Source organism: Zobellia laminariae (assembly GCF_030553095.1).
Taxonomy (GTDB): Bacteria; Bacteroidota; Bacteroidia; order Flavobacteriales; family Flavobacteriaceae; genus Zobellia; species Zobellia laminariae.
In genome coordinates this window covers 3,691,062-3,717,950 of sequence record NZ_CP130738.1, presented here as the reverse complement: position 1 = coordinate 3,717,950, position 26,889 = coordinate 3,691,062, and the positions used below count along the sequence as shown (strand labels likewise).

Genomic DNA, 26,889 nt, shown 5'->3' with positions numbered 1-26,889 from the left:
TCTGCGGGCGCTTTCAGTTGCCTTTTTTAGCAAATAAGTACCCTATTCTGTACTCAACTATTAATTTTTACGTATTTTCAAACAAAATAAACAATAGTCAAAGTATCTTACTCCTCAATTTTCATATAGAATGGAACCTGTATTAGAGCCCATACATTTAGATGAAAAGCGCACGATTACAAGTTTTTTTCATTCTAAAAAAGACTTTGAAACTCCGTGGCATTTTCATCCGCAACATGAACTTACCTATATAGAAGAAAGTGTAGGCACTAAATTTGTTGGTGACTATGTTGGTCCCTACCAACCGGGAGAATTGGTTTTATTACGTTCTAACCTTCCCCATTGTTGGAAAAACAATACACAGCAAAAAGGTCTATCCAAATCCATTGTCATTCAATGGAATTTAGGTGTATTTCCAAAAGTTCCGGAATTAGCCTCTTTATTTCAAATGCTAAGAACTTCTTCTAAAGGATTATTGTTTAATAAAAAGGAAACGGCTTCTCTTATACCCCGTTTAAAGAAATGCCCAGAATTAGAAGCACATGACCTATATATAGAACTGCTTACCATTTTAGTAAAGTTGTCTAGTTGTAGTTACAAAACATTATCTAGCGCCAGCTTTGTAGAAGATTTACCTTCTGAATATGGCAGTCGCATGGCGCAGATTCATGATTTTGTAGGCCTAAACTATAACCGTAAAATTTATTTAAAAGAACTAGCAGATCTCGTGAACATGTCCGAGCAGTCTTTTTCTAGGTTTTTTACTAAAATGATGGGCCGTCCTTTCTTTACATTTTTAAACGAGTACCGTATTAATATTTCCGCCAGAATGCTTCTGGACACTCATGATTCTGTCTCCCATATTGCTTTTGCTTGTGGTTACGAAACACTCCCTTTCTTCCATAGACAATTTAAAAAATTTATGGGCTCCTCTCCCCTTGCTTACCAAAGAAAATATGCAAAGGCCTAAAAAACTGCATGTTACCAACCCCTCAAAAACACTACAAATCAAATAAATAACCATTTGTGGTACTTATTTGAACAATACGCTCTATCGTTTGCTCTATTAAATTGCAATTTAGCAGCTCATTAACAATGCTATTTTCGGGCATCACTAACCAACCCTTTTAAATACTTTCAATGAATAAAATATTCACACTTTTATTGACCGGTGTAGTTCTTACTTCATGTGGGTCAAAGACGGATAAAAAGAAAGAAGAGCCAGCTGCACAAGAAACTGCGGCTACATACGAAGCTAATTGGGAATCTATAAAAGAACATTATAAAGACCCTGAATGGTTTAATGATAGCAAATTTGGTATTTTCATTCACTGGGGCGCCTATGCAGTACCAGCATATGGTTCTGAATGGTATCCACGCCAGATGTACATGGATACAGCTACTTTTAGTGCTCAGTTAAAACTGGGTCAAAAAGGACCTAACGCTACATATCTTCATCATAAGGAAACATACGGAGACCAAAAGACTTTTGGGTATAAAGACTTTATACCGATGTTCAAAGCTGAAAAATTCGATGCTAAAGAATGGATTGATATTTTTAAGAAATCAGGAGCCAAATATGTAATTCCCGTAGCGGACCACCATGATGGTTTTGCTATGTATAAATCCAACACAACCCGATGGAATTCAGTAGACATGGGTCCTAAGCGTGATGTTTTGGGTGAGCTTTTCAAAGAAGGTCGTGAGCAAGGCATGATAATGGGAGCTTCTTCCCACTACGCCTTTAACTGGTCTTTCTATAATAAAAAGGATAAGTTTGACACTACAGATCCTGAGTTTGCCGATTTGTATTCCGCTAAAGGAAAAGACCTTACGGAACCTGTATCCGAAGAGTTTAAAAAATTATGGTGGGACAGAACAACTGATCTTATAGATAACTATCAGCCAGATATTCTTTGGTTTGATTTCTATCTTGATATTCCAGACTATAAAGAATACCGACCTAAAATTGCGGCATACTACTATAATAAGGGCATTGAATGGGGCAAAGAAGTTGTAATTAACGATAAGAATTTTGACCATGAGGCTTTTCCTGAAGGCACTGTAATTTACGATTTAGAAAGAGGTAAGCTACCAGGTATTAGAAAACTACCATGGCAAACGGACACCTCTATTGGAAAGAACTCTTGGTGTTACGTAACCAACTGGGAATCGCGCACAGCAAATAGCCTTGTAGACGATTTGGTTGATATTGTTTCTAAAAATGGAAACCTATTACTTAATGTAGGTCCAAAGCAGATGGTACCATCCCAGAAGATCAAAAAGAAATATTATTCCAAATTGGAGACTGGTTAAATGTAAATGGTGAAGCTATTTATGATACGGAATACTGGAGCACTTTTGGCGAAGGTCCTACCGAAGTTAAAAAAGGGCACCATAGTGAGGGACAGAATAAAGGTTTCACCGGTCAAGATATTCGTTTCACTAAAAAAGGAGATAAGCTTTACGCTATTATGATGGAATGGCCAGAAGGTAACAAAGTAGATATCAAATCATTGGGTAAAGCCAACGAATATGGTAAAGAACTGAACATCAAAAATGTAAGATTACTAGGAAGTGATGCTAAAATCTCCTTTGATGTGAAAGACGATGCGCTTTCAATTTCTAATCTAGGAAGCAAAACTGGAAATTTTGCACACGTGCTTGAAATATCGTTATAGCACCTTAATAAAGAAGTTAGTTGAGTTAGTTTTTTTAATTTAGGAGCGCACCTTAAAAGTGCGCTCTTTTTCAGTACTACACTAGAATTAATAGGTGTACAACCTATATTCTGGCAGAATAAAGAGAAGTAACTCGTTTTAATATAAATGTGATCAAAAACAAATTATCCAGATGAAATATATTGTATGCGAGAAGCCGGGAGAGTTTATTCTTAAAGAGAAAGAAGAACCTACTAGAAAATCCGGAGAAGCTATATTAAAAGTGAAAAAAGTAGGTATTTGTGGAACAGATTTACACGCTTACGCGGGTAACCAAGCATTTTTTACCTACCCAAGAATTCTTGGTCATGAACTAGCTACCCAAGTAGTTGAAATAGACGAAAACCCTCAAGGTATTAAAGCAGGAGACAATGTTGTTGTTATGCCCTATGTAAGCTGCGGAACTTGTATTGCTTGTAGAAACGGGAAAACCAACTGTTGTACGAACATTAAAGTTTTAGGTGTTCATACAGATGGTGGAATGCAGGAGAAAATAACTGTTCCTACCAATTTACTAATCCCAGCACAACAGTTAACAGATGATCAAATGGCCGTTGTTGAGCCTTTGGCTATTGGTGCGCACGCTATTCGTCGTGCCAATGTTCAACCTGGCGAAACCATTGTTGTAGTTGGTTGTGGCCCCATAGGTATTGGCATCATGAAATTGGCACAAATTGCGGGAGCAAAAGTAATTGCAATCGATATGAACCAGCAGCGTCTAGATTACGCCAAAAATGACATAGGTGTTGACTATGTTGTTCTAGGAGGAAAAGATGCTGTAGACCAAGTGTCTGAAATTACTAATGGTGATTTAGCTACTGCGGTTTTTGATGCAACAGGTCATAAAGGAGCTCTTGAAGCAGGTCCTGATTATATGTCACATGGCGGAAGATACGTTTTGGTTGGCCTTTCTAAAGGCGAATTGGTATTTACCCATCCAAAAATTCACGCTAAGGAGACAACTATCATGTGCAGTAGAAATGCGACCTTAGAAGATTTTGAACATGTAATTTCTGTTTTAGAAAAAGGAGAGTTCCCTATTGATTCTTTTATTACCCACAATGTTCCTTATACTGAAATGATAGCCAATTTTGATGGTTGGTTAGACCCGGCAAACGGAGTTATTAAGGCTACTGTTGATTTTGAGTAAACCAACGTTTATCAACCAAACAATTAAGCACAGACAAAAGTAAAGAACACTATGTCAAAGCAATTTTTGCAAATACATCCAGAAGATAATGTTCTGGCAGCCCTTACAGATATTTCTAAAGGTTCTGAAATCATACATAACAATGACCGTTTTCAGTTAACGGTTAACGTTAAGGCCAAACATAAGTTTACAACTGCTAACCTAAATGTTGGTGATAGTATTATTATGTACGGGTCATTGGTTGGTAAGGCTACAAAAACTATTGCCAAGGGAGAAACCATTACTACTGAAAACGTTGTGCACGCTTCTTCCGAATATGCAGTAGGTCAAGAAAAACTGAGCTGGACGGCACCGGATGTCAGCAAATGGAAAGATATTACTTTCAACGGGTACCATAGAGCAGACGGGAGTGTGGGGACCGCCAATCATTGGTTGGTGATTCCCTTGGTTTTCTGCGAGAATAGAAATGTAGATGTAATGAAATCTGCATTATTAAAATCTCTGGGTTACCACACCACCACCGACTTTGTAGTTGATACTGAAGTTCTTGTAAACCAATATAAAAACGGAGCTTCCGATGATGAACTTTTATCTTCGGATATAATTAAAACTCCGGAAGACATAAAGCAAAACCGGACCTTTCCGAATGTTGATGGCATCAAATTTTTGAACCATGACGGAGGTTGTGGCGGTATTCGCCAAGACTCGGAAACGCTTTGCAATCTTTTAGCCGGGTATATTACACATCCCAATACTGCAGGTGCAACAATTTTGAGTTTAGGTTGCCAAAATGCGCAATATAAATTATTAGAAGCTGCAATAGCCAAGCTCGACCCTAATTTCAACAAACCGCTTCATATTCTAGAGCAACAAAAAAGTTCTAGTGAACGCCAGTTTATAGAAGAAGCAGTTAAGAAGACATTTGTTGGGCTCATAGAAGCCAATAAAACGGAAAGAAAACCAGCTCCACTTACCAAACTTGTTTTAGGTCTGGAATGTGGTGGATCTGATGGTTTTTCAGGAATATCTGCGAATCCATCTTTGGGTTATGCTTCGGATTTGTTAGTGGCTCTGGGTGCCACTACGGTACTTTCGGAATTTCCTGAACTGAACGGTGTTGAGCAAGAACTCATCAATCGTTGTGAAACGGAAGAAAATGCAACCAAGTTTGCTAAACTAATGCGTGCTTATTCAGACAAGGCAGTTTCTGTTGGGTCTGGATTTGAAAATAATCCTTCACCTGTAAATATAAAAGACGGACTTATTACCGATGCCATGAAATCTGCCGGTGCAGCCAAAAAAGGCGGCACTAGTCCCGTTACGGATGTACTGGATTATACGGAGCCAGTTAGAAAGAAAGGCCTAAACCTTTTGTGTACACCTATGGTAATGATGTGGAAAGTACTACAGGTCTTGCCGGATCAGGTTGTAACGTAATCTGTTTTACAACAGGATTAGGTACACCAACCGGGAACCCTATTGCTCCGGTCATTAAACTATCCAGCAACAACACGCTTAGTAGTCGCATGAAAGACATCATCGACTTTAATACGGGAACGGTAATTACGGGCGAGGATACTATTGAGACTAAAGGCGAGGAACTACTGGAATATATTATTAAAGTAGCCAGCGGAGAGGTTATTCCTGCTGCGGTGCGCTTAGGCCAAGAAGACTTTATTCCTTGGAAACGAGGCATATCGCTTTAAGTATCTCAACTAAATTTTAACTTGACAAACAGCTATTTAATGCAAATTTTAAATCATACTACCGTACCAAACAGAGTGCAACGCCCATTGAAGGTTATGCAGTTTGGCGGAGGAAACTTTTTACGTGCCTTTGTAGATTGGATGGTACACGTACTCAACCAAGAAACTAATTTTAACGGCGACATTGCCATTATAAAACCAACCGCAGGAGGTGATTATGCTGAACTGAAAGAACAAGACGGGCTTTTCACCGTAGTTCTTGACGGAATTAAAAACGGAAAACTCGTTGCAGAAAAAACATTGGTTACCGAAGTACAGCAAGTAATCCACTCCTATAACGAATGGGCCGCTTATCTAAAATTGGCCGAAAACGAAGATTTACGTTTTATCGTTTCCAACACTACCGAAGCAGGAATTAAATTCAATGCCGAAGATAAGTTTGATGTAAACCCGCCAAAAGAATTTCCAGCGAAATTAACGGTTTGGCTTTACCACCGTTTCAAACATTTTAAAGCAGACCCTTCAAAAGGATGCATATTACTTCCTTGTGAATTGATTGAAGATAACGGAGCTGCTTTAAAAAAGGCCGTTTTACAATATGCTGATCATTGGAAATTAGAGGATGGTTTTAAGAATTGGGTCAATACATCTAATCATTTTTGCAGCACATTGGTAGACCGTATTGTTTCTGGTTACCCTTCTGATCGTGCAAAAGAAATTGAGCAAGAGCTAGGTTATAAAGATGACCTTTTAGTTGCTGGTGAATACTATCACAGCTGGGTAATCCAAGCTAATGAAACCGTCCAAAAAGAACTTCCGTTTGCTCAAACAGACCTTAACGTAGAATTCGTAGATGACCTTGCCCCGTACCGTGAGATGAAAGTTCGTATTTTAAACGGTGCTCATACTTCTATGGTTCCTGTTGGATATTTGGCAGGCATTCGTTTTGTAAAAGAGGCCATGGAAAATGAAGAAGTAAGTAGTTTTGTGGAAAGTCTTCTCTTAGAAGAAGCTGCAAAAACACTGGACTTTCCGGATGATGTAAAAAACAAATTTGTTGGAGATGTTCTTGACCGTTTTCGCAATCCACTTTTGAAACATCAGCTTATAAGCATTTCTTTAAATAGTACTTCTAAATTTGTTGCTCGTTTATTACCTACCCTAAAGGATTACTACAACGCACAAGGTAAGCTCCCAAAACGTATTGTTTTTGGACTTTCAGCTATGCTCCGTTTTTATAAGGGCGAGTTTAACGGTGAAAACATTGCTCTTAATGATGACAAGTCCGTACTGGATTTCTTCGCATCAGAATGGCATAAAGTAGACGATGGCACTTCTAGTTTAGCTGCATTTGTAAATGATGTCCTTAAAAACACCACTATTTGGGGTGAAGATTTAACCCAAATTGACGGCTTAACAAATAGTGTAGCCAAGAACATTGAAAATATTGAAGCAGATGGAGTTGCTGTCTGCTTAAAGAACTTATAATCAAATTCGGTTTTAAAAATTAAAACATGACAATAGATAGTCACCAGCATTTTTGGCGCTACGAACCGGTTAAACATTCTTGGATCGATGATAGCATGTCTGTCATTCGGAAAGACTTTCTTCCGGAAGATTTACAAAAAGTGTATCAAGAAAATGAAATTGATGGTTGTGTTGCCGTGCAAGCAGACCAACTCTTGAGGAAACCGACTTTTTATTAGACATGGCCAAACAAAACGATTTCATAAAAGGAGTTGTAGGTTGGGTTGATCTCAGATCTGAAAATATTGATGCTGTATTGGAAAAATATAGCTCTGACAAAAATTTAAAAGGTTGGCGGCATGTCGTACAAGGTGAGCCTGATCCTAATTTCTTGCTGCGTCCAGATTTTTTAAGAGGAATTTCAAAGCTGGAAAAATATGATCATACCTATGACATTTTGGTTTTTCCTCATCAATTAGGGGCTGTTTTGGAGTTTGTGAAAAAGTTTCCAAACCAGAAATTCATTATAGACCATATAGCCAAACCTTACATTAAAGATAATTTTTATGACGGTTGGGCCACTTTAATGAAAGAGATAGGTAAACATGAAAATGTGTCTTGTAAACTTTCAGGTATGATTACCGAGGCTGATTACAATTTATGGACGTCAGAACAACTCCAGCCCTACATGCATTTAACCTTAGAGGCCTTTGGAAGTGAACGTTTAATGTTCGGTTCTGATTGGCCAGTATGTCTGGCTGCCGGGAATTACGGACAAGTAAAAAGTATTGTAACACATTTTATTTCAACGCTTAGTAGCCAAGATCAGGAAATGATTATGGGTAAGAATGCACAAGAATTCTATAATTTATAAACCAAAATTGTATGGACATACTAAGCACATTTAATGCTGGTACACATCCGTAACAATGCTTAAAATAAGAGAACCAAATGGATTTAAATTTAAAAGGAAAAGTAGTCGTAATTAGCGGTGCTGCTGGTAAAGAAGGAAGCATAGGAGAAACAATTTTACAACGCCTTATGGCAGAAGAAGGAGCTATCCCAGCCGTAATTGATCGTAATGCCCGTGGTTTTGGTTATGTTGAAGCTATTCAGAAGAAGGGTATTGATGCTATTTTTTGCCAGACCGATGTGACAAATCCTGATCAGATTGAAAACGCCGTAAAAACAATTGCAGAAAAATATGGCCGTATAGATGTGGTTATAAACAATGTTGGCGTAAACGACGGTGTTGGTCTAGATGCTAGCTACGAAGAGTTTATGGATTCTCTTAAACTGAATATGGTAAGCTATTTTCTTATTGTAAAGCATGCACTACCCTTCCTTATAAAATCAAAAGGTAATATTTTGAACATTGGTTCTAAAGTGGCCTTAACGGGACAAGGTAGGACTTCTGGTTACGCTGCTTCTAAAGGTGGTGTTTTAGGTCTTACCCGTGAGTGGGCAGTAGACTTGATCAAACATGACATACGTTCTAACGCAATTATAATTGCCGAAAGCTGGACGCCATCTTACGACACATGGATCAGAACTTTACCAGACGGTGAGGCAAAATTACAATCTATTGTAAAAAAATTCCTTTGGAAAATAGAATGACCAGCACTAATGAAATAGCGGATACTTGTTTGTTCACTATTTCTAACAGGTCATCGCACACTACAGGTCAGTTTATTTTTGTAGACGGTGGATATGTACATCTAGACCGTTCATTATTGACTGAAGATTAAACCAACCCACTCTAAAATACACCAATGACAAAAAACACCAAAACACCTGTAGTACCAACAAATTTGCTGGTACCCTTCATAGCTGCAACTTCTATTTTCGCACTTTGGGGATTTGCCAATGATTTGACAAACCCAATGGTTTCTGCTTTTAAAAAGGTAATGATTCTTTCTAACGAAGAAGCCTACAACGTGCAGTTCGCTTTTTATTTCGGGTATGGTGTTATGGCGATTCCAGCCGCATTGTTCATTCGTAAATTCAGTTACAAATCAGGATTATTACTTGGTTTGGCCCTCTATGCTTTAGGTGCTATTCTGTTTTATCCTGCAGCTGAAAATGGTTCATACACCTATTTCCTGATTTCTCTTTTTGTTATCACTTGTGGACTGGGCTTTCTAGAAACTACTTCCAACCCCTTGATTCTTTCCATGGGTGACAAGGAAACAGCTACACAGAGACTAAATTTGGCCCAATCCTTCAACCCTATTGGTTCATTAACAGGTATGCTTATTGCCAAATTTGTAGTTCTTGATAGAATTCTATCCGCAGATTACACAGACAGTTCTGAAATTGTAGCCCTAGGCGCCGAAAAAGCTGCAGAAATAAAGGCTTTTGATTTGAATATCATAAGTGGTCCGTATATAGCCGTAGGCCTCTTTGTAGCCTTGGTATTCTTTGTTATTTGGAAAACTAAAATTCCTGCAATGACAATGGGAGACCATTTATCCATTAAAGAATCTTTAGACCGTATTTTTAAGAGCAAGACTTTTGTTTTGGGGGTAATAGCCCAAATGTTCTATGTTGGTGCCCAGATTATGTGCTGGACAGCCATTTTTCAATTGGTTGAATATTTGAACGAATCACAGAACTTAGGTGTTGATGCTACCTTTATGGAATATTACCGCCATGGTGTCTTTTGTTGTTACTCGTTTTATAGGTACGGCATTGATGAAAAAAATAAACCCCGCTAAAAATGTTAGCTTATTTTGGTATTGCTGCTGCTATTATGTGTGGTGGTATTATAATGACCTCGGGTATCCTAAGCTTGGTGTTTTTGGTGTTTGTTTCTGTATTCATGTCCATCATGTTCCCTACCATCTACGGTCTTGCGCTAAAAGATATGGGCGAAGAAGCTAAACTGGCTTCATCCGGACTTATTATGGCCATTGTAGGAGGTGCCTTTTTACCGAAGCTACAAGCTAGTATAATGGATTTTGGCGATACCGTAAACGGACAAGAGGTTTTTGGCGACAAAATAGCTGGAAACATTACAGAAATTCATTTTTCATTCTTGTTGCCTATGATATGTCTTCTTTTTGTTGCATTTTACGGTATGTACGCTTATAAAGTAACCAAAACTAAAATTGCTTAATACCATGCAAACAAAAAGATACTGTTACTCTTGTGATCTTAAAGATGATCCAAAACTTATTGCCGAATATAAGGAATACCATGCTGCGGGTAACGCCAGACCAGCTATAACCAAAAGCATTAAAGATGCTGGTATTGTAGATATGCAGATTTTCTTGACCGGAAACCGTATGTTTATGATTATGGAAGTTGATGAGACCTTTGATGCAAAAAGAAAAGCTGAAATGGATGCCAGCAACCCTGCTGTACAAGAATGGGAACAACTAATGTGGAAATACCAACAAGGTCTCCCTTGGGCCAAAAATGGAGAGAAATGGATTGAACTAGAGCGTATTTTTAAGCTCTAAACATACCTCATAAAAAAAACTGAGCGCAGTCGAAAACCTAAATATTTTGGTTTTCTTCTGCGCTCAGCTATTTGTTCTAAACTGTACTTTATCTAATCGTTCCAGTGGGCATCAATAACCTTTTGAATGTGTGGATATTTTTTATCCGTCTCATTCAAATTTTCACGAAGCCTCAACAATTCTTTCTTTAAATCTGCTATGGTTTCAGCATAAGCAGGGTCTGCATAAGCATTGTTCATTTCCTTTGGATCTTTCTTTAAATCATAGAATTCCCAAGCTGCAGGTGTGTCCTGATCAAAGTCATTACCCCAGTTTTCCTTATCCCATTCAGCATTTGGGTCGCTGGTGTCTACATAATACTTTCCATAGAAAAAGATAAGCTTGTGGTCCTTGGTACGAACTCCAAAGTGAGCTGGATTTTGGTGACGGTGTGCCATATGCATCCAGTACCTGTAATAAGTGGACTTCTGCCAATCTGCTGGCTCCTCACCTGTTTCCAAAATTGTTTTAAAGCTTTTTCCCTGCATATAATCAGGTGTGCTTCCGCCAGCCAATTCAATAAGCGTAGGTGCAAAATCTGTATTATTGATCATAGCATCGGTGCGGGTTCCTGCTTTTATTTTTTCTGGGTAACGTACAAAAAACGGCATCCGCATAGATTCCTCGTACATCCATCTTTTATCAATAAAATCATGCTCACCTAACATAAACCCTTGGTCTCCAGTGTAAACAATTATAGTATTATCCAGAAGACCTTCCTTCTCCAAGTAGTCCATTAAACGTTTTACGTTATCATCAACACCTTTTACACAACGTAAATATTTTTTTACGTAATCTTGGTAAACTTTACTGGCATGCTTCTTTTCTGCATCATCCATCTCCCATTTTACAAATTCCTCAGGGCGAATATCATCTGCATTTCGGTAAACACGGTGAACAGAACTATCTACATAGATATTCATAGCTTGGTTCCGAATCATATTTCTATGAGAAACAGATGAACCTATTATTCTAGTTAAAGAATCATTCTTACCACGTGTGGCAATAGAACCGTTGTTTCCCCTTTCGTAAAGACTTTCTGGTTCAGGAATAAATGTATCTGCTAAATACTCTTCATAACGAGGAGCATTTTCAAAATCATCGTGTGGCGCTTTAAACTGATGCACTAAAAAGAAAGGCTTATTAGGGTCTCTTTCGTTCTTTAACCAATCCAAAGAAATATCGGTAACCATGTCAGAAGAATGCCCTTTAGTCTGAACCGTATTTTTAGGCCATGGCTTATCTCCACGAACCCTAAACTCGGGATCAAAATATTTTCCTTGCCCTGGTAGAACCTTATAATAGTCAAAAGCTGCAGGCTCTTCTTTTAAGTGCCATTTACCAACAACAGCAGTTTGGTAACCCAACTTTTTCATTTCAATTGGAAGAAACTGGCGCGCCGGTTCAATACGGCCATCTAAATCCAAAACTCCATTTAATTGGGAGTTCTGACCCGTAATAATCGCAGCACGACTAGGCGTACAGATAGAATTACTAACAAAGCAATTGTCAAAGATAATACCTTCCTTGGCAATCTTATCTAATGTTGGAGTGGGGTTTAATTTTGCCAACCGGCTACCATAGATTCCAAAACCTTGGGTAGTATGGTCATCAGCCATAATGTAAATGATGTTTGGTTTTTTTTCGGTGATTACCGCCTTCTCTTCTTTACAAGAAGAAAACACAATAAGCAACAAAAGAGCATACAGTACATTGTTCTTTTTGTAGCGCATTTAACTTTTGAATTATGTTAATAAGAGTTTGATCAAAGTCGAAGACTTTAATCTGAAAATTACGATTATTTGAAAGAGAGGAATAAAAGAAATGATCAATTATTGACAACAAATGTCTTTAATTAAACTTCCAAAATCTGATTATTTATAAGATAACAGTAGTTACACCCTTTCCAATTTAATAGGTGCCGTTCTGTTAGCGTTCCATTGGCACACGTAAAGGTTCTTATCCTCATCTACAAAAACATCGTGGCCATGATTAAAAACAGCTTTTTCGGACTGATACATTTGCTGAAGTTTACCATTTTTATATTCTGGGGCATCTCCTCCAGGGTTAGAAACTACTTTGTTTTCGCCATCCATAATGGTTACAAAACCAGAATCGTTAAAACGATTACCCTGTTTGTTCTCTGACCAGCAAACACCTGCATAGACATTATCATCATCAAGAACCGGTCTACAAACATAAGCTCCTGGTAATTCTACGGTCTTAATGAACTTACCATCTAGAGTGAAAAATTTAAAGCTTTTATCTGAACGTGAAGTAACTATTAAGACTGGATTTTGTTTATCTCTGTAATCTACAGCTACACCATGCGCGTTGTGTAGATTATAGTTCTTATCACTATTATCGTGACCACCCCATTTACGAATAAACTCTCCTTTATGATTAAATTGAAGAATAAAGTCAGAACCATAACCATCTGCAACATAGACATCCCCATTAGGACCTATTGCGGTTTCTGTTGGCAAATATTCTTGCTCTTTGGTATAAATACCAATGGTATGAGGGTCAGGTAAATTGAATAAAAGTCGCCCGTCTATTGTTGTCTTACTAACGGTTCCGGCTTGTTTGCTCCATTTACCGGTGCGGTCTACAAACCATCCGCAGTCCACAATGTATAGCATATCCTCGCCACCTTCATCATGAAGTGTAAGTCCGTGCCCTCCAGGATAACGCGTACCCCAATAATCAAGTAATTTTCCAGATTTATCAAAAACCAAAATATTATTATCCGTATGGTCTCCCAACATAATAAGCCTCCCCTTTCTGTCCATCTGCATTTCGTGACAGTTTAATATAGGGTTATGAGCTACAGACATTTTCGCCCAGTCTTTAACCACCTTATATTTAAAATCACCGTGACCTATAATTTGTTCTTCCATTACATTTTTCTTTAAAATACTAAAACCGAAAGATGATGCAGTAGACAAAGCAGCGGCGCCTAAGACAGATTTTTTAAGAAAACTTCTTCTTTTGGTCATATGATACTGATTATTTTAATTGGTAAATTACAATGAAAGTTAATAAACAGTGGGTAAATTTAGGTCAATAAATCTTTGACCACATGCCCGTGAACATCAGTAAGACGGTAGCGCCTACCTTGATGTTTGAAAGTCAACCTCTCATGATCTACTCCAAATAAATGCATAAGGGTAGCATGAAAATCATGAACATGAACAGGGTCTTGGGTTACATTGTAACTAAAATCGTCTGTCGCTCCATAGGTAAAACCATAAGGCTTCACTCCTGCTCCTGCCATCCACATTGTAAATGCTTTTGGGTGATGATCACGTCCGTAATTCTCACTGGTCAACTGACCTTGAGAGTAAACGGTACGGCCAAATTCTCCACCCCAAACTACAAGAGTATCTTCAAACATGCCTCTTTGCTTTAAATCCTTAATTAAAGCTGCAGTTGCTTGATCTGTTTTTTTAGATTGACTTTTTACACCTCCTGGCAATAGTTGTGCTGATCCCACCCTTGGTGATAGAGTTGTACAAATTTTACTCCTTTTTCAAGTAGTTTTCTTGCCATTAAACAGTTGGCAGCATATGTACCCGGGTCTCTACTATCTTCTCCGTACATATCAAAAATATATTCCGGTTCGTTGGTCAAATCAGTTACTTCAGGAATAGAAGTTTGCATTTTAAATGCCATTTCATACTGAGACATTCTAGATTGAATTTCAGGATCGCCATAGGCATCAGTTTGTAATTCATTTAAATGTTTTAAGTAATCTAGCATATCCCTTCTATCATTACCATCGTAATTTTCAGGATCACTCAAATACAGCACAGGATCTTTACCGGATCTAAATTGCACACCTTGGTGCTCCGTTGGCAAGAAACCATTCCCCCACAAACTAGCTTTTAACGGCTGTCCTTTACCATTTTTAGAAACGAGCGCAATAAAGGTTGGTAAGTTTTCATTATCTGAACCTAGCCCATAACTTAACCATGAACCTATTGCAGGTCTACCGGGTAATTGATTTCCTGTCTGCATAAAAGTAATTGCAGGCGTGTGGTTAATCTGATCCGTTTGCATACTTTTTATGAAACATAAATCATCTACAACCTCTGATAAATAAGGCATGGCATCACTTACCCAAGCACGTGATTCTCCATATTGATTGAATTTAAAAGTAGATGGTGCTATAGGCAAAGTACTTTGGCTACCACTCATTCCCGTAAGTCTTTGACCACTTATAACGGAAGGAGGTAATTCTTGACCGAACATATCACTAAGCTTCGGCTTGTAATCGAACAAATCCATTTGGGAAGGCCCTCCACTTTGAAAAAGGTAAATTATTCTTTTTGCCTTTGGTGCATGGTGAGGTAATCCTAATCGGTTTTTATTATAAACCTTTAAAATTTCTTCTTCCGTACTCTCTTTACCAATACCGGCAAATGCTTTCTCGGCTCCTAGTAAACTGCCCAAAGCTATGGCACCAATACCAAGTGACGTTTGTTTTAAGAAATGTCTTCTATCTAACTGCTTCTCGATTTGTTGCAAATCTTTATTTGTAGAAGTCAGTTTGCTATGGTGATGATTATTACACATACGTTCTTTTCTTAGCTGTTAACAATTTATCTTTTGGTGATACTGGCATCTGCATTCATAATAGTACTTGCCACTACTGCGTTGGCAGCTATTGATGCTTTATCATCTGTCTCGGAAATTTTAAAGGCTCCCGTTTGTAACCAACCTTTGGTTTTCTCTAAGTTCTTATTAAACTTTTGATACTCCTCATTTTGCAACTTAGCCAGTACATCTAGCTCTTTGTCAGTGATATTTCTGCCCGCCAGTTTTTTAAAGGTCATTGCAATACCTGTTCTTATATCCTTAGCTTCCGTCATTTGCTTACCTAAAACCCTTAAGCTTCTATATAAGTAGGGTCGTTTAAAATCACCAGTGCTTGTAACGGTGTATTTGTTTTTTGTCTTCTACTGGAACACAAATCTCTGGTAGGGGCATCAAATGTTGAAATTGTAGGATTAGGTACGGTACGTTTCCATATGGTGTACATACTTCTTCTGTAGAGACCTTCCTCGCCATCTTGCACGTAAGTACCTCCATTTACTTTCCATAACCCCTCTGGTTGGTAAGGCCTAACACTTTCTCCTCCTATAGTTTCATTTAATAACCCTGAAGCATAGAGCGCATTATCTCTTAGCATTTCTCCTGACAAACGTGTTGAAGGTCCTCTTGCCAACCATTTATTCTCTTTGTCTATTTTAAGAAGTTCATCGCTAATAACAGAACTCTGTTGATAGGTACTGGACATCATTATAGTCTTGTGCAACGTCTTCACATCCCATCCTGATTCTACAAATTGAATGGCCAACCAGTCTAATAATTTGGGATGACTAGGCAACTCCCCTTGGTTACCAAAATCCTCCGAGGTCACGACCAAGCCTCTTCCAAATAGGTTCTGCCAATATCTATTAACAGCTACTCTGGCAGTTAACGGATTATCTTTATCAGTTATCCATTTAGCCAATCCCAATCTATTTTTAGGAAGGCTGCCGTCTATTGGAAATATTTCTGTTGGCACGTTTGGAAACACCGAGTCTGTAGGAGAATCATAATTACCCCTATCCAAAATATAGCTTTGTCTGGGCGTTTCTCGCTCCTTCATTACCATAATCTGTTTTATTGGCTCAATACTATCTACCAAAACCTTACGGTCATTCTTTAAAGCTACAACTGCCTCATTGTAGGTTTTAGAGTAGTTAAATAAATAATACTTCTCAAGTTGCTCTTTGTCTTCATCAGTAAGTGTAGCATATGATTTTTCGACCAAGTTTTTTAGCTTATCAGTAGTACTGATCTGCATTACCTCAATGTCACTTATCTCTTTATCAAAGACCAATAAGTCATCAACAATGGCATTACCAATTCCCTTTCCTCTCCATATGGCACCTATTCTAAGACCTTACTTCTACGGTTCCTTTATAGATAGGATCTCTCATTTTATTAAAAACAATATCCTTGTATAGATTATCAAAAGAAGTTTTTGTTTCTAACTTATCGCCATCCATATAGATACTAATTCCATTAGCCTTGGAAGAGCCATCATACGTAAGTGTAACCTGTACCCATTTTTCTTTTGGAATTTCCTTGACCGACTCCACAACCATTGAATTATCTGGCCAAACATGAGCAAACAATGCCTCTAATTTATTCTCTTTTATTTTTAAATGATACCCTCTAAAGCTATGTAATTCAGGACCTTGCATTTTATGAAAGATAACTCCCTCTTCCATAATCATTTGGAATAAACACCTTTATAGAAATGCTAAAAGGTTCGTTACGTTTATAGACACCAATTTTGTCTAAGTCCAACCAAGTGTCCCCATCCATAAAGAGCCCTTTACCCGAGGCTCCTTCTTTGTAAATAGCTTTCTCATTATCCACAAATTGCTGACGCATGCGAATATCATTTTTACCATTTCCATTTGCGGAATTCACTAGATTTTGATTGTCAAAATCCAAAGAAGCAACCAAACCTCTTGGCCTATTTTTTACAGGAATCTTTTGAAACATATTACTGGACAACCACTGTTCAAAATTTTCGTTTTCAGCTTTTACAGTATGCGCTAATCTCTCTTCTGATTCTTCTACAATCTTTTCAAGATAAGCTAGCACTCCTTCCTGTTCTTTAGTTGGCAATAACATGGCTGGAACAGGTGTTGCCAAACCCAAGGAATTAATCCAGTCTCATCTACATTGTTAAAAAAACCGTACATCTCAAAATAGTTCTTTTGAGAAATAGGGTCATATTTATGATCATGACATTTAGCACAGGCATAAGATAATCCAAGCATACCTTGACTTACCGTAGCAGTTCTGTCCGCAACATATTCTGACCTGAACTCTTCATCTATAATTCCGCCTTCTAAATTTTGAGGGTGTAATCTATTAAAGGTGGTTGCTAACTTTTGTTCCGTTGTTGCATTTTCAAATAAATCACCCGCCAATTGCCATGTAATAAATTCATCATAGGGCATATTTTTATTGAAGGCTTCAATTACCCAATCTCTCCACGGCGAAGTATCTCTATACCTATCATTACTATAACCGTGGGTATCTGCATAACGGGAGACATCCATCCAATCTAAAGTCATTTGTTCTCCATAATGAGATGAAGCTAGCAAACGGTCAATTTGCTTCTCAAAAGCATTTTCAGAGGTGTCGTTTACAAAGTATTTCATCTCATCCAAAGTAGGTGGCAAACCTGTTAAGTCTATAGAGGCGCGTCTTAATAACAATTCCTTATCCGCTCTTTTAGATGGAGAAATTCCTTTCTCTTCCAAGTTGGCCAAAACAAAATTATCTATAGTATTATTTACTAAATCCGTTTGTTTCACTTTTGGAATATCATGCTTCTCCGGTTTTAGAAATGCCCAATGATCTTTGTATTCCGCCCCTTGTTCTATCCATTTTACCAACATGGCCTTTTCATTGGGGGACAAATTTAAATGCGATGCAGGTGCCGGCATTATAATTTCCGGGTCGTCCGTCAGTATACGTCTTACAACCTCACTATTTGGATTACCTGGATCTATGGAATACAATCCTGGCGTATTGGTAGACTCCGCATAAGCTAAATCAGGATCATGTAACTGCAGCCCACTTTTAATTTTAGCCTTATCCGGTCCATGACAGATAAAACATTTATCTGATAAGATGGGTTTAACGTGCTGATTAAAATCTACTTTTTTCGGCAGCTTTGTATAGGCTAGTTCTACATCTTCAGGAAGGTCTGGACCTCCGCATGAAAACAGAACTAATGCTAAAGAAAAGACCATGTAGTTTGTTAATTTGAACATTATTTATGACAAAGTTTATGTTTTCCACAAACTTAAATCATTTGTATTGCCAATTTCTTGTATAAATCAGGCTATGAGTTGTACATATCCGACATTTTATAAAATACAAAGTGTAAGATGTTAAAATAAAAATCATAGCAAAAACACCTGAAAACCAATTATTATAAGCTTTATCCTTATCTTTAATTCTTGAAGAATAGTATTTAAAATCCGATAAAATACATTTTCCTTATGAACAAGATATTACAATCATTGAAACTTACTTTTCTTCATGGAGGTTATTCTAAGCTAAATTCTGAGTGGGATTATGACAATGTTATCAGTCCTTTTTCCCGATTATATTTAGTGACCAAGGGCACTGCCAAAATGTACCATAGTTATGAAGAATTTGACCTTGAGTCGGACCACATTTATCTTGTTCCCAGTTTTACCTATAGCCGTTTTAAATGTGATGATCATTTAGAGCTTTATTATATTCACTTTATAGAAGAACTAGGCGATAGACTTTCTATTTACGACGTAAAAGATTTTAGATATGATATTGAGGCCACAGATGATCATTTCAGCTATTTCAAGAACATTATTCAACTTCATCCAAAGCGCTACTTAGTAGATGATGACCCTAAAATTTATGATAATCAAAAGTTTTTGGTTGAAACAGAAAGGAAAAACGATTTGCTATCTGCTAAATCATTTATAGAAACCCAAGGGCTTCTCCAACTCTTATTTGCATCTTTTGTGCAAAATAGCAAAAGTTCCAAATTGAATATCAGAAGTGATTTTCACGAAGTCCTTAACTACATAAAAGGACATTTACACGAACAACTTACCGTTGCTGATCTTGCGAAGTATTTTAACCTAAGTGCCGACCATTTCTCTCGGGTTTTTCAACAAAAATTTGGAATTAGGCCCAGTAAATATATTCAGACCATACGTATTGAGCGTTCAGAAACGCTTTTACTTACCACCAATAATACTTTGGCAGAGATAGCAGAAAAGACAGGGCTTGGCACCGTATCCTATCTTTCTAGAATGTTTAAATTGAAAAATGGAATAACCCCGGAACTTTTCGGAAAAAAAGACCCGGAGGTTAATTTTTAGTGTTTTCTGTTTTTTCTACTTTTCATTTTATTGGCCTCACTGTCACCCACAAATTTTTCTTTTTCTGGATTCCATTCTAAAGTGCGCCCTAATTGATAGGCTATGTTACAAATATTACCAACGCTTGCTGAACGATGACCTATTTCAACATCAGCTATTAGTGATGTATCCTTCTTAATAGCATCTATCCAGTTTTGGTAATGGTTACCTCTAGATTTTAAATCATCTTCTGGTGTTACCTGAGATTCTAAAATACTAGGCGGGTCTGTTTCAAGATAACTTCTACTAATATCTAGATTGCCTTTACTACCCATAAAACGAACTCCCCATCCTCTTCCAAAGTCTTCATGAACCATTTCAACTCCGTTTTCATAAAACATCTGCATACCCCTCACTGCTTTTTTGTCTGTAGGAGGTATAAATTTTACCGGGCCGGTTCTGTCCATGCCCAATCCCCATTGCGCAATATCAAACATATGCGCGCCCCAATCCGTTAATATACCACCACCGGTTTCACTAAAAAGTCTCCAATCCGGAAAAAATGCAGCACTTGTTGATGGAGATAATCTTTCGTTATAAGGTAATAATGGTGCTGGACCGCACCATTGGTTCCAGTTGACTTCTGAGGGTACCGGTTCAGATACCATATTAAAAGGAATAGCTGGATCACCAACATTTACCAATACTTTTTTGATATCTCCCAAATGACCGTTTCTTACCATTTCAGTAGCCTTTTGAAAGCTGGTCCAGGAACGTTGCATACTTTTCCCGTCTGAAAAACTTTACCTGTTTTTTTTACAGTTTTGACTACATCTATACCTTCTTGTACCATTAGGGTCATGGGCTTTTCACAATAAACATGTTTCCCAGATTCCATAGCGCCAATAGCTTGGATAGCGTGCCAGTGATCAGGTGTAGCTATAACAACTGCATCTATATCATCCCGTTCAAAAAGTTCTAGATAATTACCTGTAGTTGTTAGGCCTTTATAATTCTGTTGCTTTCTTTTATCCGCATATAATTTACTTACATGCGCTTTAAACCATTCGTTTTTGGTTGTCCACACGTCAGAACCGGCAACAATTTGTGCTTCATCCGTATTTGCTATAAAAGCGTTAGAAAGAGTTATACTTTGCTTCCCTAAACCTATGTAACCTAAATTAACTCTATCACTTGGTGCTGTAAACCCTCTTCCTAATACATGGCGAGGTACAATGCTTATTGCCCCGGCAACTAAAGCAGTCTTAGATATAAACAATCGACGTGATAATTGACCACTTAAACTTTGCTTTGTTTCAACGTCTTTTTTGGTCTTTTTCATAGATTCACTTTTTTACCAATTACTATATAATATGCAGGAACTCTACTGCCTTCTACTGTGAAAAAATCACTGTGGAGTTCATAGCTTCCTTTTTTTAAATTTCCTTCCAGTTGAACATAAGGCCTATTTTCATCTGCCTTTTCTTTAAGTGTAACATCTCCCAATTGCACTTCTGCTCTTTCCAAAACAATACTTCTCCCTACGGGCAACTCATCAACTGTAGAAGAAGCCATAATCTCATCTGAGGCAGCATTTAGTGATAAGCCAGATTCAGGCGGATACCTGTATAATTTGAATTCATAATCACCATCTTCCAAAATATTTATACTATAGTATCCATTTGGCGCATATTCTCCTTGCCGTATTTGAACTTGGTTCCAAGGAATATTATCTGTGGTGTGCATGTCATGAACCGTAATTGTAACAGGGTTTGCCTCTTTATGACCGATAGGGATTTCTGCATACCTCATTTCTGGCTCTATGCTTGTCCACCATGAATCGTAAAAAGTCTGCATCTTTTGAACAATATCCGGATGTTCAGAAGCCACATCATTTTTTTGCCCTGAATCTGTTACTGTATTATATAATTCAGCTCCATCTATTAATCGCCATTCTGTGCTCATTACACAGCTGTTCTTTCCTTTTTCCGGCCATTGACCTCGTTGGGTGTCAATTACTAACATACGTTCAGAATCTTTAGCCTGCGCTGTTAAAACCGATGTCATATCAGTCCCGTCCAATGGTTTTTTGGATTCGAAAGGTACTCCTGCCATTCTTGTAAGTGTAGGTAATAAATCTACATTTGCTACCAACTCATTGCTCACAGCTCCTTTTTCTATATCCCCATCTGGCCAACTAATGTAAAACGGAACCTTATGACCACCATCATAATGACTTCCTTTAGTACCTCTTAAACCAGCGTTGTAGCCTGAAACACTACCATCCTTATTCTTTGCGATTCCTGCTGCAGTACCATTATCCGTTGTAAAAATGATTATCGTATTATCGAATAATTTCTCATCTTTTAGAAAAGAAACCAGCTTTCCAAAATTCTCATCAATATTGGTGATCATACCATAAAAACGTTTCTGTACATCAGTCAAAGGAGCATCTTCGTACATTTTGGCATACTCTTCCGGTACATTAAATGGTGAATGTGCTGCATTAAGCGGTAAGTACAAGAAAAAAGGTTCCTCTTTAGTACGTTGTACATATTTAATAGCCTCGTTAAACCATACGTCAGTTGCGTAACCCTTTACTTTTTCTGGTTCTCCATTTCTAAAATAGGTATCATCAAAATACGTATTGTTCCAATAATCCGGCGTTTGCTGCACTCCGCCTCCGCCATTATAAAGTGTTTCTTGAAAACCTCGATCAAAAGGTCTAAACGGATAATTATCACCCATAAGTGCCACTTTCCGAACATTGCTGTTTTATAGCCGCCTTCTTCAAAAAATTGCGCTATAGTTTTTTCATCTTCCAATAAAATTGAACAACCAGCAATAGTATGCCATGCATTATTCCTATTGCCATTACGCCCGGTCATAAGGCCAGCTCGACTAGGTGCACAGGTTGTACCAACGTGAAAGTTGGTAAGTTCCATAGCCTCTTTTCCAAAAGCAGAAAGGTTAGGGGTTTTTATATATGGATTACCATGTGCCGCTAAATCTCCATATCCTTGATCATCCGTAAAAACTATAATGACATTTGGTTTTTTGTCTACAGTTATCAAGGTAGGAACCGTACCTTTTTCTACTTTCTTTTCCTCTCCGCAAGACATACATGCACATATACAAACTAATAAGCTGAATTTGATAAGTATATTTTTTTTCATAATAGCTATCTAAGAGATTGTCTTCTTTTCTTTTTGTTTGGCAACATATTCACTAGGTATTACCCCAAACTGCTTTTTAAAACATTTTGAGAAATAAGACGCAGTATTAAAACCGGTCTTGTACATTATTTCTTTTACGGATAGGTCACTCTGTTCAAAAAGCTGAACTGCTCTTTTAAGACGAATGTTTCTAATAAACTCACTTGAAGAAAGTCCTGTAATCTCCTTGAATTTCATATAAAGGTTACTACGACTGTACCCCATTTCCTTAACCAACATTTCTACATTAAAATCTGTATTCATCATGTGCTTCTCTACAATTTCAATAGCGGTTTGCAGAAAAGATTCATCTACCGACGTTACAGTAATCTCCGTTGGCTGTAAAGTTATATTCCGCGTAAACTGTCTACGAAGTTGATCTCTTTGTTTTAAGATATTAGACAGTGTTAATTGAAGGAGTTCCATATCAAAAGGTTTTCTAATATACCCTTCTACCCCCATTTTTAAGTTTTCTATTTCACTTTCTTCGGAAGCCTTAGCTGTGAGCATTACTATAGGAATATGGCTTGTTTCCTTTTCTGTCTTCAATTTTTCTGCAAACTCAGTCCCATTCATTACGGGCATCAAAATATCTGTTAAAATGATATTTGGCATAAGGCTCTTTGCCATTTTTAATGCCTGTTTACCATTTTCAGCTTCGTAAATGACGTACTCACTATCTAGCGCTTGTTTTACCAACGTGCGGATATCTGCATTATCATCTACAATAAGTAATATAGGCTGTTTAGGACGTGATTTTGAAACATCTTCATCAAGAATTTCATCATTGATACCAATAGCAAAAGACTCCGTTTCGGAAGAACGTACTAAGAAATCACTTTCCGAAACTTCTTTAATACTTACCTCGGGAATGTTCATGAATGTTTCCTTATCCATTGGAAGCCTCACCACAAAATCGGTTCCCTTATTCGGCTTACTTTTAACTACTATGGATCCTGGTGCAGTTCTATTAGGTTTTTGGTAAACGACAAGCCAATACCCGCTCCCTGAAGATTTCTTCGGTCTTTTTTATCTTGAGTGTTGAACCTTTCAAAAATAGTGTTCACTCTATTTTTTGCTATTCCAAAACCAGAATCCCTAACTTTTATAACTACGTTTTTGGTCTGCCCTGTAATGTTAGTGGCCTCTTCTGTTGATATTTCTATATTTATATGACCACCGTCTGGTGTATACTTAAAAGCATTGGACAAAAGGTTGTTCATTATTTTCTCTAGGGCATCATGATCAAACCAGGACATAAGTGGGTCCTCTGTAGAAGAAATACTAAAATCTACATTCTGTTTGTGTGCCAAAAACTGAAATGGCTGTCCCACTTCTTGTATAAATTCAACAACATTACTATTACGCACTACCAAGTGCATTTTTCCTTGATCAATCTTTCTAAAATCCAATAACTGATTTACAAGTTTGAGCAAATAATTAGTGTTTTTGTACATAATGTTGTACTGCTCCTGAACCTTGGTCTGACTAACTTTTGAACCATCTTTACGCAAATACTCTAGAGGTCCTTTTATTAAGGTTAATGGTGTTCTAAACTCATGAGAAATGTTAGTAAAAAACTCCAGTTTCACCTGTTGCATTTCTTCGGATTTAGCTTTCTCCAGATGATTTAATTCCAGCTGATGCTTCTTACTCGTCCTAATAAAAGTATATCTCCAAAATAACCAAAGAACTCCTAAAACCAGAAGTCCATAAAATAAATACGCTCCAGAGCTTTGCCAGATCGGAGGGGTAATCTTAATTTTTATTTCGGAAGGAGACTTGTCCCATAGGCCATCATTATTAGAGGCTTTTACCTTAAAAGTATATTCTCCTGGCTCTAAGTTCGTATAAGTCGCAAATCGTTTGCCAGAAGTTGTTTGAACCCAATCATTATCAAAACCTTCAAGCATATAAGCAAACTTATTTTTTAAAGGAGCTGCATAATGTAGAGCTGCAAATTCAAAAGAAAAGTTGTTCTGTTCGTAGCTTAATTGAATATTATCAATCTGATTAATACTTTTTTTCAAAAGAATATTATCGTTTACTTTTTCTCCGACCCTTACCGATTTATTGGAAATAAGTAAATCTGTAATTACGGTTTCGGCCGGCTGGTCATTATCACTTATCTCTTCTGGGTAGAAAGCATTAAAACCGTTTATACCCCCAAAAAGCATCTCACCATCGCTCCTTTTTACACAGGCCAATTCTTGAAATTCATTATCCTGCAGACCATCACTTTCATTATAATTCTTAAAGGTTTCATTTTTAGGATTGAATTTGGAGAGCCCCATATTGGTAGAAAGCCATAAATTTCCTTCCCTATCTTCCAGAATACCTTTAATAACATTATTTGGCAGCCCATCTCTAATGGAATAAGAAACAAAAGTATCTTCCCCTCCTTCTTTACCGGGTACAAATTTATTAAGCCCCCCACCAAAAGTACCTACCCATAAAACTCCTGCTGTACTTTGATATAATGAGAGTATGTAGTTATGACTTATGGATTTAGCATCTTTCTTGTCGTTTTTGTAGGTAACAAATTTTGGCTGTTTTTTATAGCGTTCAACAGCATTCAACATGCTTAGACCATCACCCGATGCAAACCAAATATTGCCTTTATCATCCTCAAAAATATCTCGTATAATATTACTAGGTAACGCATTGGGCTGTTTAGGGTAACTTTTAAAAACTGATTTATTATAACCCTTACCATCTTCACTTTTAATCCACCTGTGAATACCCGAAGTATACGTACCAATCCACAGGTTTTCTTTGGAATCATTTAATAGGCTGAACACCCCATTCATCAAATTTTGAGGAACCATATCCGACTCTTTTACTTTACCTGGGTTACTAATATCCAAAAGGTATAGACCAGGAGTACTTTCCGCTCCAATAAGTAAAGTCTTCTTATTATCTATCTTGGTTTCAGTTATGGCAAATGTTCTTGAAATTGAGCTAAAGTGCTTAAACTTATTATAATTTCCGTCGTCGTCCGTTTTAAGTAACATGTTGAGACCTCCACCTTCGGTACCTACCCACACCGTTCCATTACTATCCTCATACATTGCTCTAATCTTGTCATAGCTTAAACTTTGTGGGTCAGGTGTGTTTCTGACATTCAAGAACAACTTTTTACCAGGATCAAAAGTATTAACGCCACCTCCATTGGTACCTACCCAAATGATTCCGGTATTATCTAGGTACAATGATTTTATTATGTTCTTACTAATACTTCCAATATCTCTAGAATCGTAAGTAAAGCGTTTGACAAACTGAGGGATTTTATCCGGTGAACTATTTTCAAAATAAAACAAGCCTTCATTAGATCCTGCCCATAAACGGTTGTTATTATCTACCAGAACATTGTTGAAATTGGTGTCATCAACTTTCGCAAGTGTTCTTCCTCTACCTTTAATTTGGCAAAAAAGTCCTGCGTTTGTTGCTATAATTAGTCGTCCTAAATTATCTTCGGTAATACCTTTAACAACGCAGTCTGGCAGCCCTACCGATTTGCTGACATTGCCAAAATAATCTCTACCGTTCGGGTCCTTTTTCAACTTAAAAAGACCAGCAGCGCCGCCAACTAAAATTTGTCCGTTCTTATCTTCATAAATGGAATAAATAGAGCTACCATCCCAACCTATAATAAACGGATCTTGCTCTGAATTAAAATGTTGGAATTTGACCTTGTCCGGAGAAAGATTGAGGTCTATCATATCCAAACCATCACGAACACCAATCCATAACCGATTTTTGCTGTCCTTAAATAAAGCTGTAACATGATTACCTATTAAACTAGACGCATCATCCTCATCATTGAGGTAAGAAGTAAAATTACCAGTAGCTGCATTATAAAAATTAAGTCCACTTCCTGTTGTGCCCACCCAAAGGTTACCTGTTTCATCTCCAGTAATAGCAGAAACTAAATTACTACTAATACGATTTGGCTTATTTGCACTTGGGTTGTATCCCGTGAATTTATAACCATCATATTTGTTAAGACCATCATGCGTACCGAACCACATAAAGCCTTGCTTATCTTGATAAATGGTATTGATATCACTCTGTGAAAGGCCATCACTGGTTGTAATATGCTTGAAACTGATGTGGTTTTGGGCACTACCCAGAATGGTATATAAAGTACCAATAATTACAAGTGTATAATTAATAAGTTTTCCTTTCATATTAGTAT

Annotated in this window: 22 protein-coding genes and 4 pseudogenes; 12 read left to right on the top strand and 14 right to left on the bottom strand. The window is 37.4% G+C overall.

Going from position 1 to position 26,889, the window contains the following annotated elements:
* The first annotated feature begins 130 nt into the window (after positions 1-130).
* From Q5W13_RS17820 to Q5W13_RS17780, 11 genes and pseudogenes are all read left to right on the top strand, one after another.
* Entirely contained in the window at positions 131-970 is an 840-nt protein-coding gene (locus Q5W13_RS17820) for an AraC family transcriptional regulator (protein ID WP_155595968.1), read from the top strand.
* Between the two features lie 170 nt (positions 971-1,140).
* Positions 1,141-2,681: pseudogene (locus Q5W13_RS17815) on the top strand (alpha-L-fucosidase).
* Between the two features lie 172 nt (positions 2,682-2,853).
* Positions 2,854-3,870, top strand: coding sequence for a zinc-binding alcohol dehydrogenase family protein (locus Q5W13_RS17810; RefSeq protein ID WP_155599095.1), 1,017 nt, complete (start codon positions 2,854-2,856; stop codon positions 3,868-3,870).
* A gap of 51 nt (positions 3,871-3,921) precedes the next feature.
* A pseudogene (locus tag Q5W13_RS17805) lies at positions 3,922-5,576 on the top strand (UxaA family hydrolase).
* A 39-nt stretch (positions 5,577-5,615) separates the two neighbouring features.
* Positions 5,616-7,064 (top strand): tagaturonate reductase, encoded by a 1,449-nt coding sequence (locus tag Q5W13_RS17800; protein ID WP_304443913.1) that lies wholly within the window; start codon positions 5,616-5,618, stop codon positions 7,062-7,064.
* Positions 7,065-7,090: 26 nt separating this feature from the next.
* Complete coding sequence (locus tag Q5W13_RS25305) at positions 7,091-7,282, top strand: hypothetical protein (RefSeq protein ID WP_368662307.1); 192 nt, start codon at positions 7,091-7,093, stop codon at positions 7,280-7,282.
* 2 nt (positions 7,283-7,284) lie between these two features.
* Positions 7,285-7,917, top strand: a complete 633-nt coding sequence (locus Q5W13_RS17795; protein WP_368662306.1) for an amidohydrolase family protein — start codon at positions 7,285-7,287, stop codon at positions 7,915-7,917.
* 77 nt (positions 7,918-7,994) lie between these two features.
* A pseudogene (locus tag Q5W13_RS17790) lies at positions 7,995-8,791 on the top strand (SDR family oxidoreductase).
* 24 nt (positions 8,792-8,815) lie between these two features.
* Positions 8,816-9,760: an L-fucose:H+ symporter permease gene (gene fucP, locus Q5W13_RS17785; protein WP_368662305.1), complete on the top strand. Its 945-nt coding sequence runs from the start codon at positions 8,816-8,818 to the stop codon at positions 9,758-9,760.
* A 2-nt stretch (positions 9,761-9,762) separates the two neighbouring features.
* Entirely contained in the window at positions 9,763-10,161 is a 399-nt protein-coding gene (locus Q5W13_RS25300; protein WP_368662304.1) for an MFS transporter, read from the top strand.
* Positions 10,162-10,165: 4 nt separating this feature from the next.
* Positions 10,166-10,507, top strand: a complete 342-nt coding sequence (locus tag Q5W13_RS17780) for an L-rhamnose mutarotase (RefSeq protein WP_038239375.1) — start codon at positions 10,166-10,168, stop codon at positions 10,505-10,507.
* A gap of 92 nt (positions 10,508-10,599) precedes the next feature.
* On the opposite strand, the gene Q5W13_RS17775 is transcribed toward Q5W13_RS17780, so the two are convergent.
* The 8 genes and pseudogenes from Q5W13_RS17775 to Q5W13_RS17740 all read right to left on the bottom strand — a co-directional run bounded on the left by Q5W13_RS17775 (position 10,600) and on the right by Q5W13_RS17740 (position 18,396).
* Complete coding sequence (locus Q5W13_RS17775; protein ID WP_304443912.1) at positions 10,600-12,279, bottom strand: sulfatase family protein; 1,680 nt, start codon at positions 12,277-12,279, stop codon at positions 10,600-10,602.
* 162 nt (positions 12,280-12,441) lie between these two features.
* A complete protein-coding gene (locus Q5W13_RS17770; protein WP_304443911.1) occupies positions 12,442-13,545 on the bottom strand; it encodes an NHL repeat-containing protein in 1,104 nt (367 codons plus the stop codon).
* A 59-nt stretch (positions 13,546-13,604) separates the two neighbouring features.
* Positions 13,605-15,124, bottom strand: a pseudogene (locus Q5W13_RS17765) (DUF1501 domain-containing protein).
* Positions 15,125-15,150: 26 nt separating this feature from the next.
* Positions 15,151-15,420 (bottom strand): hypothetical protein, encoded by a 270-nt coding sequence (locus Q5W13_RS17760; RefSeq protein ID WP_304443910.1) that lies wholly within the window; start codon positions 15,418-15,420, stop codon positions 15,151-15,153.
* 17 nt (positions 15,421-15,437) lie between these two features.
* On the bottom strand, positions 15,438-16,400 hold the full coding sequence (locus Q5W13_RS17755) for a DUF1553 domain-containing protein (RefSeq protein WP_304443909.1): 963 nt from the start codon (positions 16,398-16,400) through the stop codon (positions 15,438-15,440).
* A gap of 91 nt (positions 16,401-16,491) precedes the next feature.
* Complete coding sequence (locus tag Q5W13_RS17750; protein WP_304443908.1) at positions 16,492-16,830, bottom strand: LamG-like jellyroll fold domain-containing protein; 339 nt, start codon at positions 16,828-16,830, stop codon at positions 16,492-16,494.
* Positions 16,805-17,263 carry a hypothetical protein gene (locus Q5W13_RS17745; protein ID WP_304443907.1) on the bottom strand — a complete coding sequence of 153 codons (459 nt, stop codon included), beginning with the start codon at positions 17,261-17,263 and terminating at the stop codon, positions 16,805-16,807. Before Q5W13_RS17745 ends, Q5W13_RS17750 begins: the two co-directional genes overlap by 26 nt.
* Positions 17,206-18,396 carry a DUF1549 domain-containing protein gene (locus Q5W13_RS17740; protein WP_304443906.1) on the bottom strand — a complete coding sequence of 397 codons (1,191 nt, stop codon included), beginning with the start codon at positions 18,394-18,396 and terminating at the stop codon, positions 17,206-17,208. The genes Q5W13_RS17745 and Q5W13_RS17740 overlap by 58 nt, the downstream gene beginning before the upstream one ends.
* Positions 18,397-18,627: 231 nt before the next feature.
* On the opposite strand from Q5W13_RS17740, the gene Q5W13_RS17735 reads away from it, so the two are divergent.
* Complete coding sequence (locus Q5W13_RS17735) at positions 18,628-19,497, top strand: AraC family transcriptional regulator (protein ID WP_304443905.1); 870 nt, start codon at positions 18,628-18,630, stop codon at positions 19,495-19,497.
* On the opposite strand, the gene Q5W13_RS17730 is transcribed toward Q5W13_RS17735, so the two are convergent.
* The 6 genes from Q5W13_RS17730 to Q5W13_RS17705 all read right to left on the bottom strand — a co-directional run bounded on the left by Q5W13_RS17730 (position 19,494) and on the right by Q5W13_RS17705 (position 26,881).
* A complete protein-coding gene (locus tag Q5W13_RS17730) occupies positions 19,494-20,258 on the bottom strand; it encodes a Gfo/Idh/MocA family oxidoreductase (protein ID WP_304443904.1) in 765 nt (254 codons plus the stop codon). The two genes, Q5W13_RS17735 and Q5W13_RS17730, sit on opposite strands and share 4 nt — an antisense overlap.
* Positions 20,213-20,818, bottom strand: a complete 606-nt coding sequence (locus tag Q5W13_RS17725) for a Gfo/Idh/MocA family protein (RefSeq protein WP_304443903.1) — start codon at positions 20,816-20,818, stop codon at positions 20,213-20,215. The genes Q5W13_RS17730 and Q5W13_RS17725 overlap by 46 nt, the downstream gene beginning before the upstream one ends.
* Positions 20,815-22,152: a sulfatase-like hydrolase/transferase gene (locus tag Q5W13_RS17720; protein ID WP_304446541.1), complete on the bottom strand. Its 1,338-nt coding sequence runs from the start codon at positions 22,150-22,152 to the stop codon at positions 20,815-20,817. The genes Q5W13_RS17725 and Q5W13_RS17720 overlap by 4 nt, the downstream gene beginning before the upstream one ends.
* Entirely contained in the window at positions 22,074-22,598 is a 525-nt protein-coding gene (locus Q5W13_RS17715) for a sulfatase-like hydrolase/transferase (protein WP_304443902.1), read from the bottom strand. The genes Q5W13_RS17720 and Q5W13_RS17715 overlap by 79 nt, the downstream gene beginning before the upstream one ends.
* Positions 22,599-22,661: 63 nt before the next feature.
* A complete protein-coding gene (locus tag Q5W13_RS17710; RefSeq protein ID WP_304443901.1) occupies positions 22,662-23,588 on the bottom strand; it encodes a response regulator transcription factor in 927 nt (308 codons plus the stop codon).
* Between the two features lie 50 nt (positions 23,589-23,638).
* Positions 23,639-26,881, bottom strand: coding sequence for a ligand-binding sensor domain-containing protein (locus tag Q5W13_RS17705; protein ID WP_304443900.1), 3,243 nt, complete (start codon positions 26,879-26,881; stop codon positions 23,639-23,641).
* Between the last annotated feature and the right edge of the window lie 8 nt (positions 26,882-26,889).

Coding starts and splice junctions, on each gene's coding strand:
- Q5W13_RS17820 (WP_155595968.1), top strand. CDS start 131: ATGGAACCTGTATTAGAGCCCATACATTTAGATGAAAAGCGCACGATT.
- Q5W13_RS17810 (WP_155599095.1), top strand. CDS start 2,854: ATGAAATATATTGTATGCGAGAAGCCGGGAGAGTTTATTCTTAAAGAG.
- Q5W13_RS17800 (WP_304443913.1), top strand. CDS start 5,616: ATGCAAATTTTAAATCATACTACCGTACCAAACAGAGTGCAACGCCCA.
- Q5W13_RS25305 (WP_368662307.1), top strand. CDS start 7,091: ATGACAATAGATAGTCACCAGCATTTTTGGCGCTACGAACCGGTTAAA.
- Q5W13_RS17795 (WP_368662306.1), top strand. CDS start 7,285: ATGGCCAAACAAAACGATTTCATAAAAGGAGTTGTAGGTTGGGTTGAT.
- fucP (WP_368662305.1), top strand. CDS start 8,816: ATGACAAAAAACACCAAAACACCTGTAGTACCAACAAATTTGCTGGTA.
- Q5W13_RS25300 (WP_368662304.1), top strand. CDS start 9,763: ATGTTAGCTTATTTTGGTATTGCTGCTGCTATTATGTGTGGTGGTATT.
- Q5W13_RS17780 (WP_038239375.1), top strand. CDS start 10,166: ATGCAAACAAAAAGATACTGTTACTCTTGTGATCTTAAAGATGATCCA.
- Q5W13_RS17775 (WP_304443912.1), bottom strand. CDS start 12,279: ATGCGCTACAAAAAGAACAATGTACTGTATGCTCTTTTGTTGCTTATT.
- Q5W13_RS17770 (WP_304443911.1), bottom strand. CDS start 13,545: ATGACCAAAAGAAGAAGTTTTCTTAAAAAATCTGTCTTAGGCGCCGCT.
- Q5W13_RS17760 (WP_304443910.1), bottom strand. CDS start 15,420: ATGACGGAAGCTAAGGATATAAGAACAGGTATTGCAATGACCTTTAAA.
- Q5W13_RS17755 (WP_304443909.1), bottom strand. CDS start 16,400: ATGCAGATCAGTACTACTGATAAGCTAAAAAACTTGGTCGAAAAATCA.
- Q5W13_RS17750 (WP_304443908.1), bottom strand. CDS start 16,830: ATGGAAGAGGGAGTTATCTTTCATAAAATGCAAGGTCCTGAATTACAT.
- Q5W13_RS17740 (WP_304443906.1), bottom strand. CDS start 18,396: ATGTTCAAATTAACAAACTACATGGTCTTTTCTTTAGCATTAGTTCTG.
- Q5W13_RS17735 (WP_304443905.1), top strand. CDS start 18,628: ATGAACAAGATATTACAATCATTGAAACTTACTTTTCTTCATGGAGGT.
- Q5W13_RS17730 (WP_304443904.1), bottom strand. CDS start 20,258: ATGCAACGTTCCTGGACCAGCTTTCAAAAGGCTACTGAAATGGTAAGA.
- Q5W13_RS17725 (WP_304443903.1), bottom strand. CDS start 20,818: ATGAAAAAGACCAAAAAAGACGTTGAAACAAAGCAAAGTTTAAGTGGT.
- Q5W13_RS17715 (WP_304443902.1), bottom strand. CDS start 22,598: ATGTCTTGCGGAGAGGAAAAGAAAGTAGAAAAAGGTACGGTTCCTACC.
- Q5W13_RS17710 (WP_304443901.1), bottom strand. CDS start 23,588: ATGGATAAGGAAACATTCATGAACATTCCCGAGGTAAGTATTAAAGAA.
- Q5W13_RS17705 (WP_304443900.1), bottom strand. CDS start 26,881: ATGAAAGGAAAACTTATTAATTATACACTTGTAATTATTGGTACTTTA.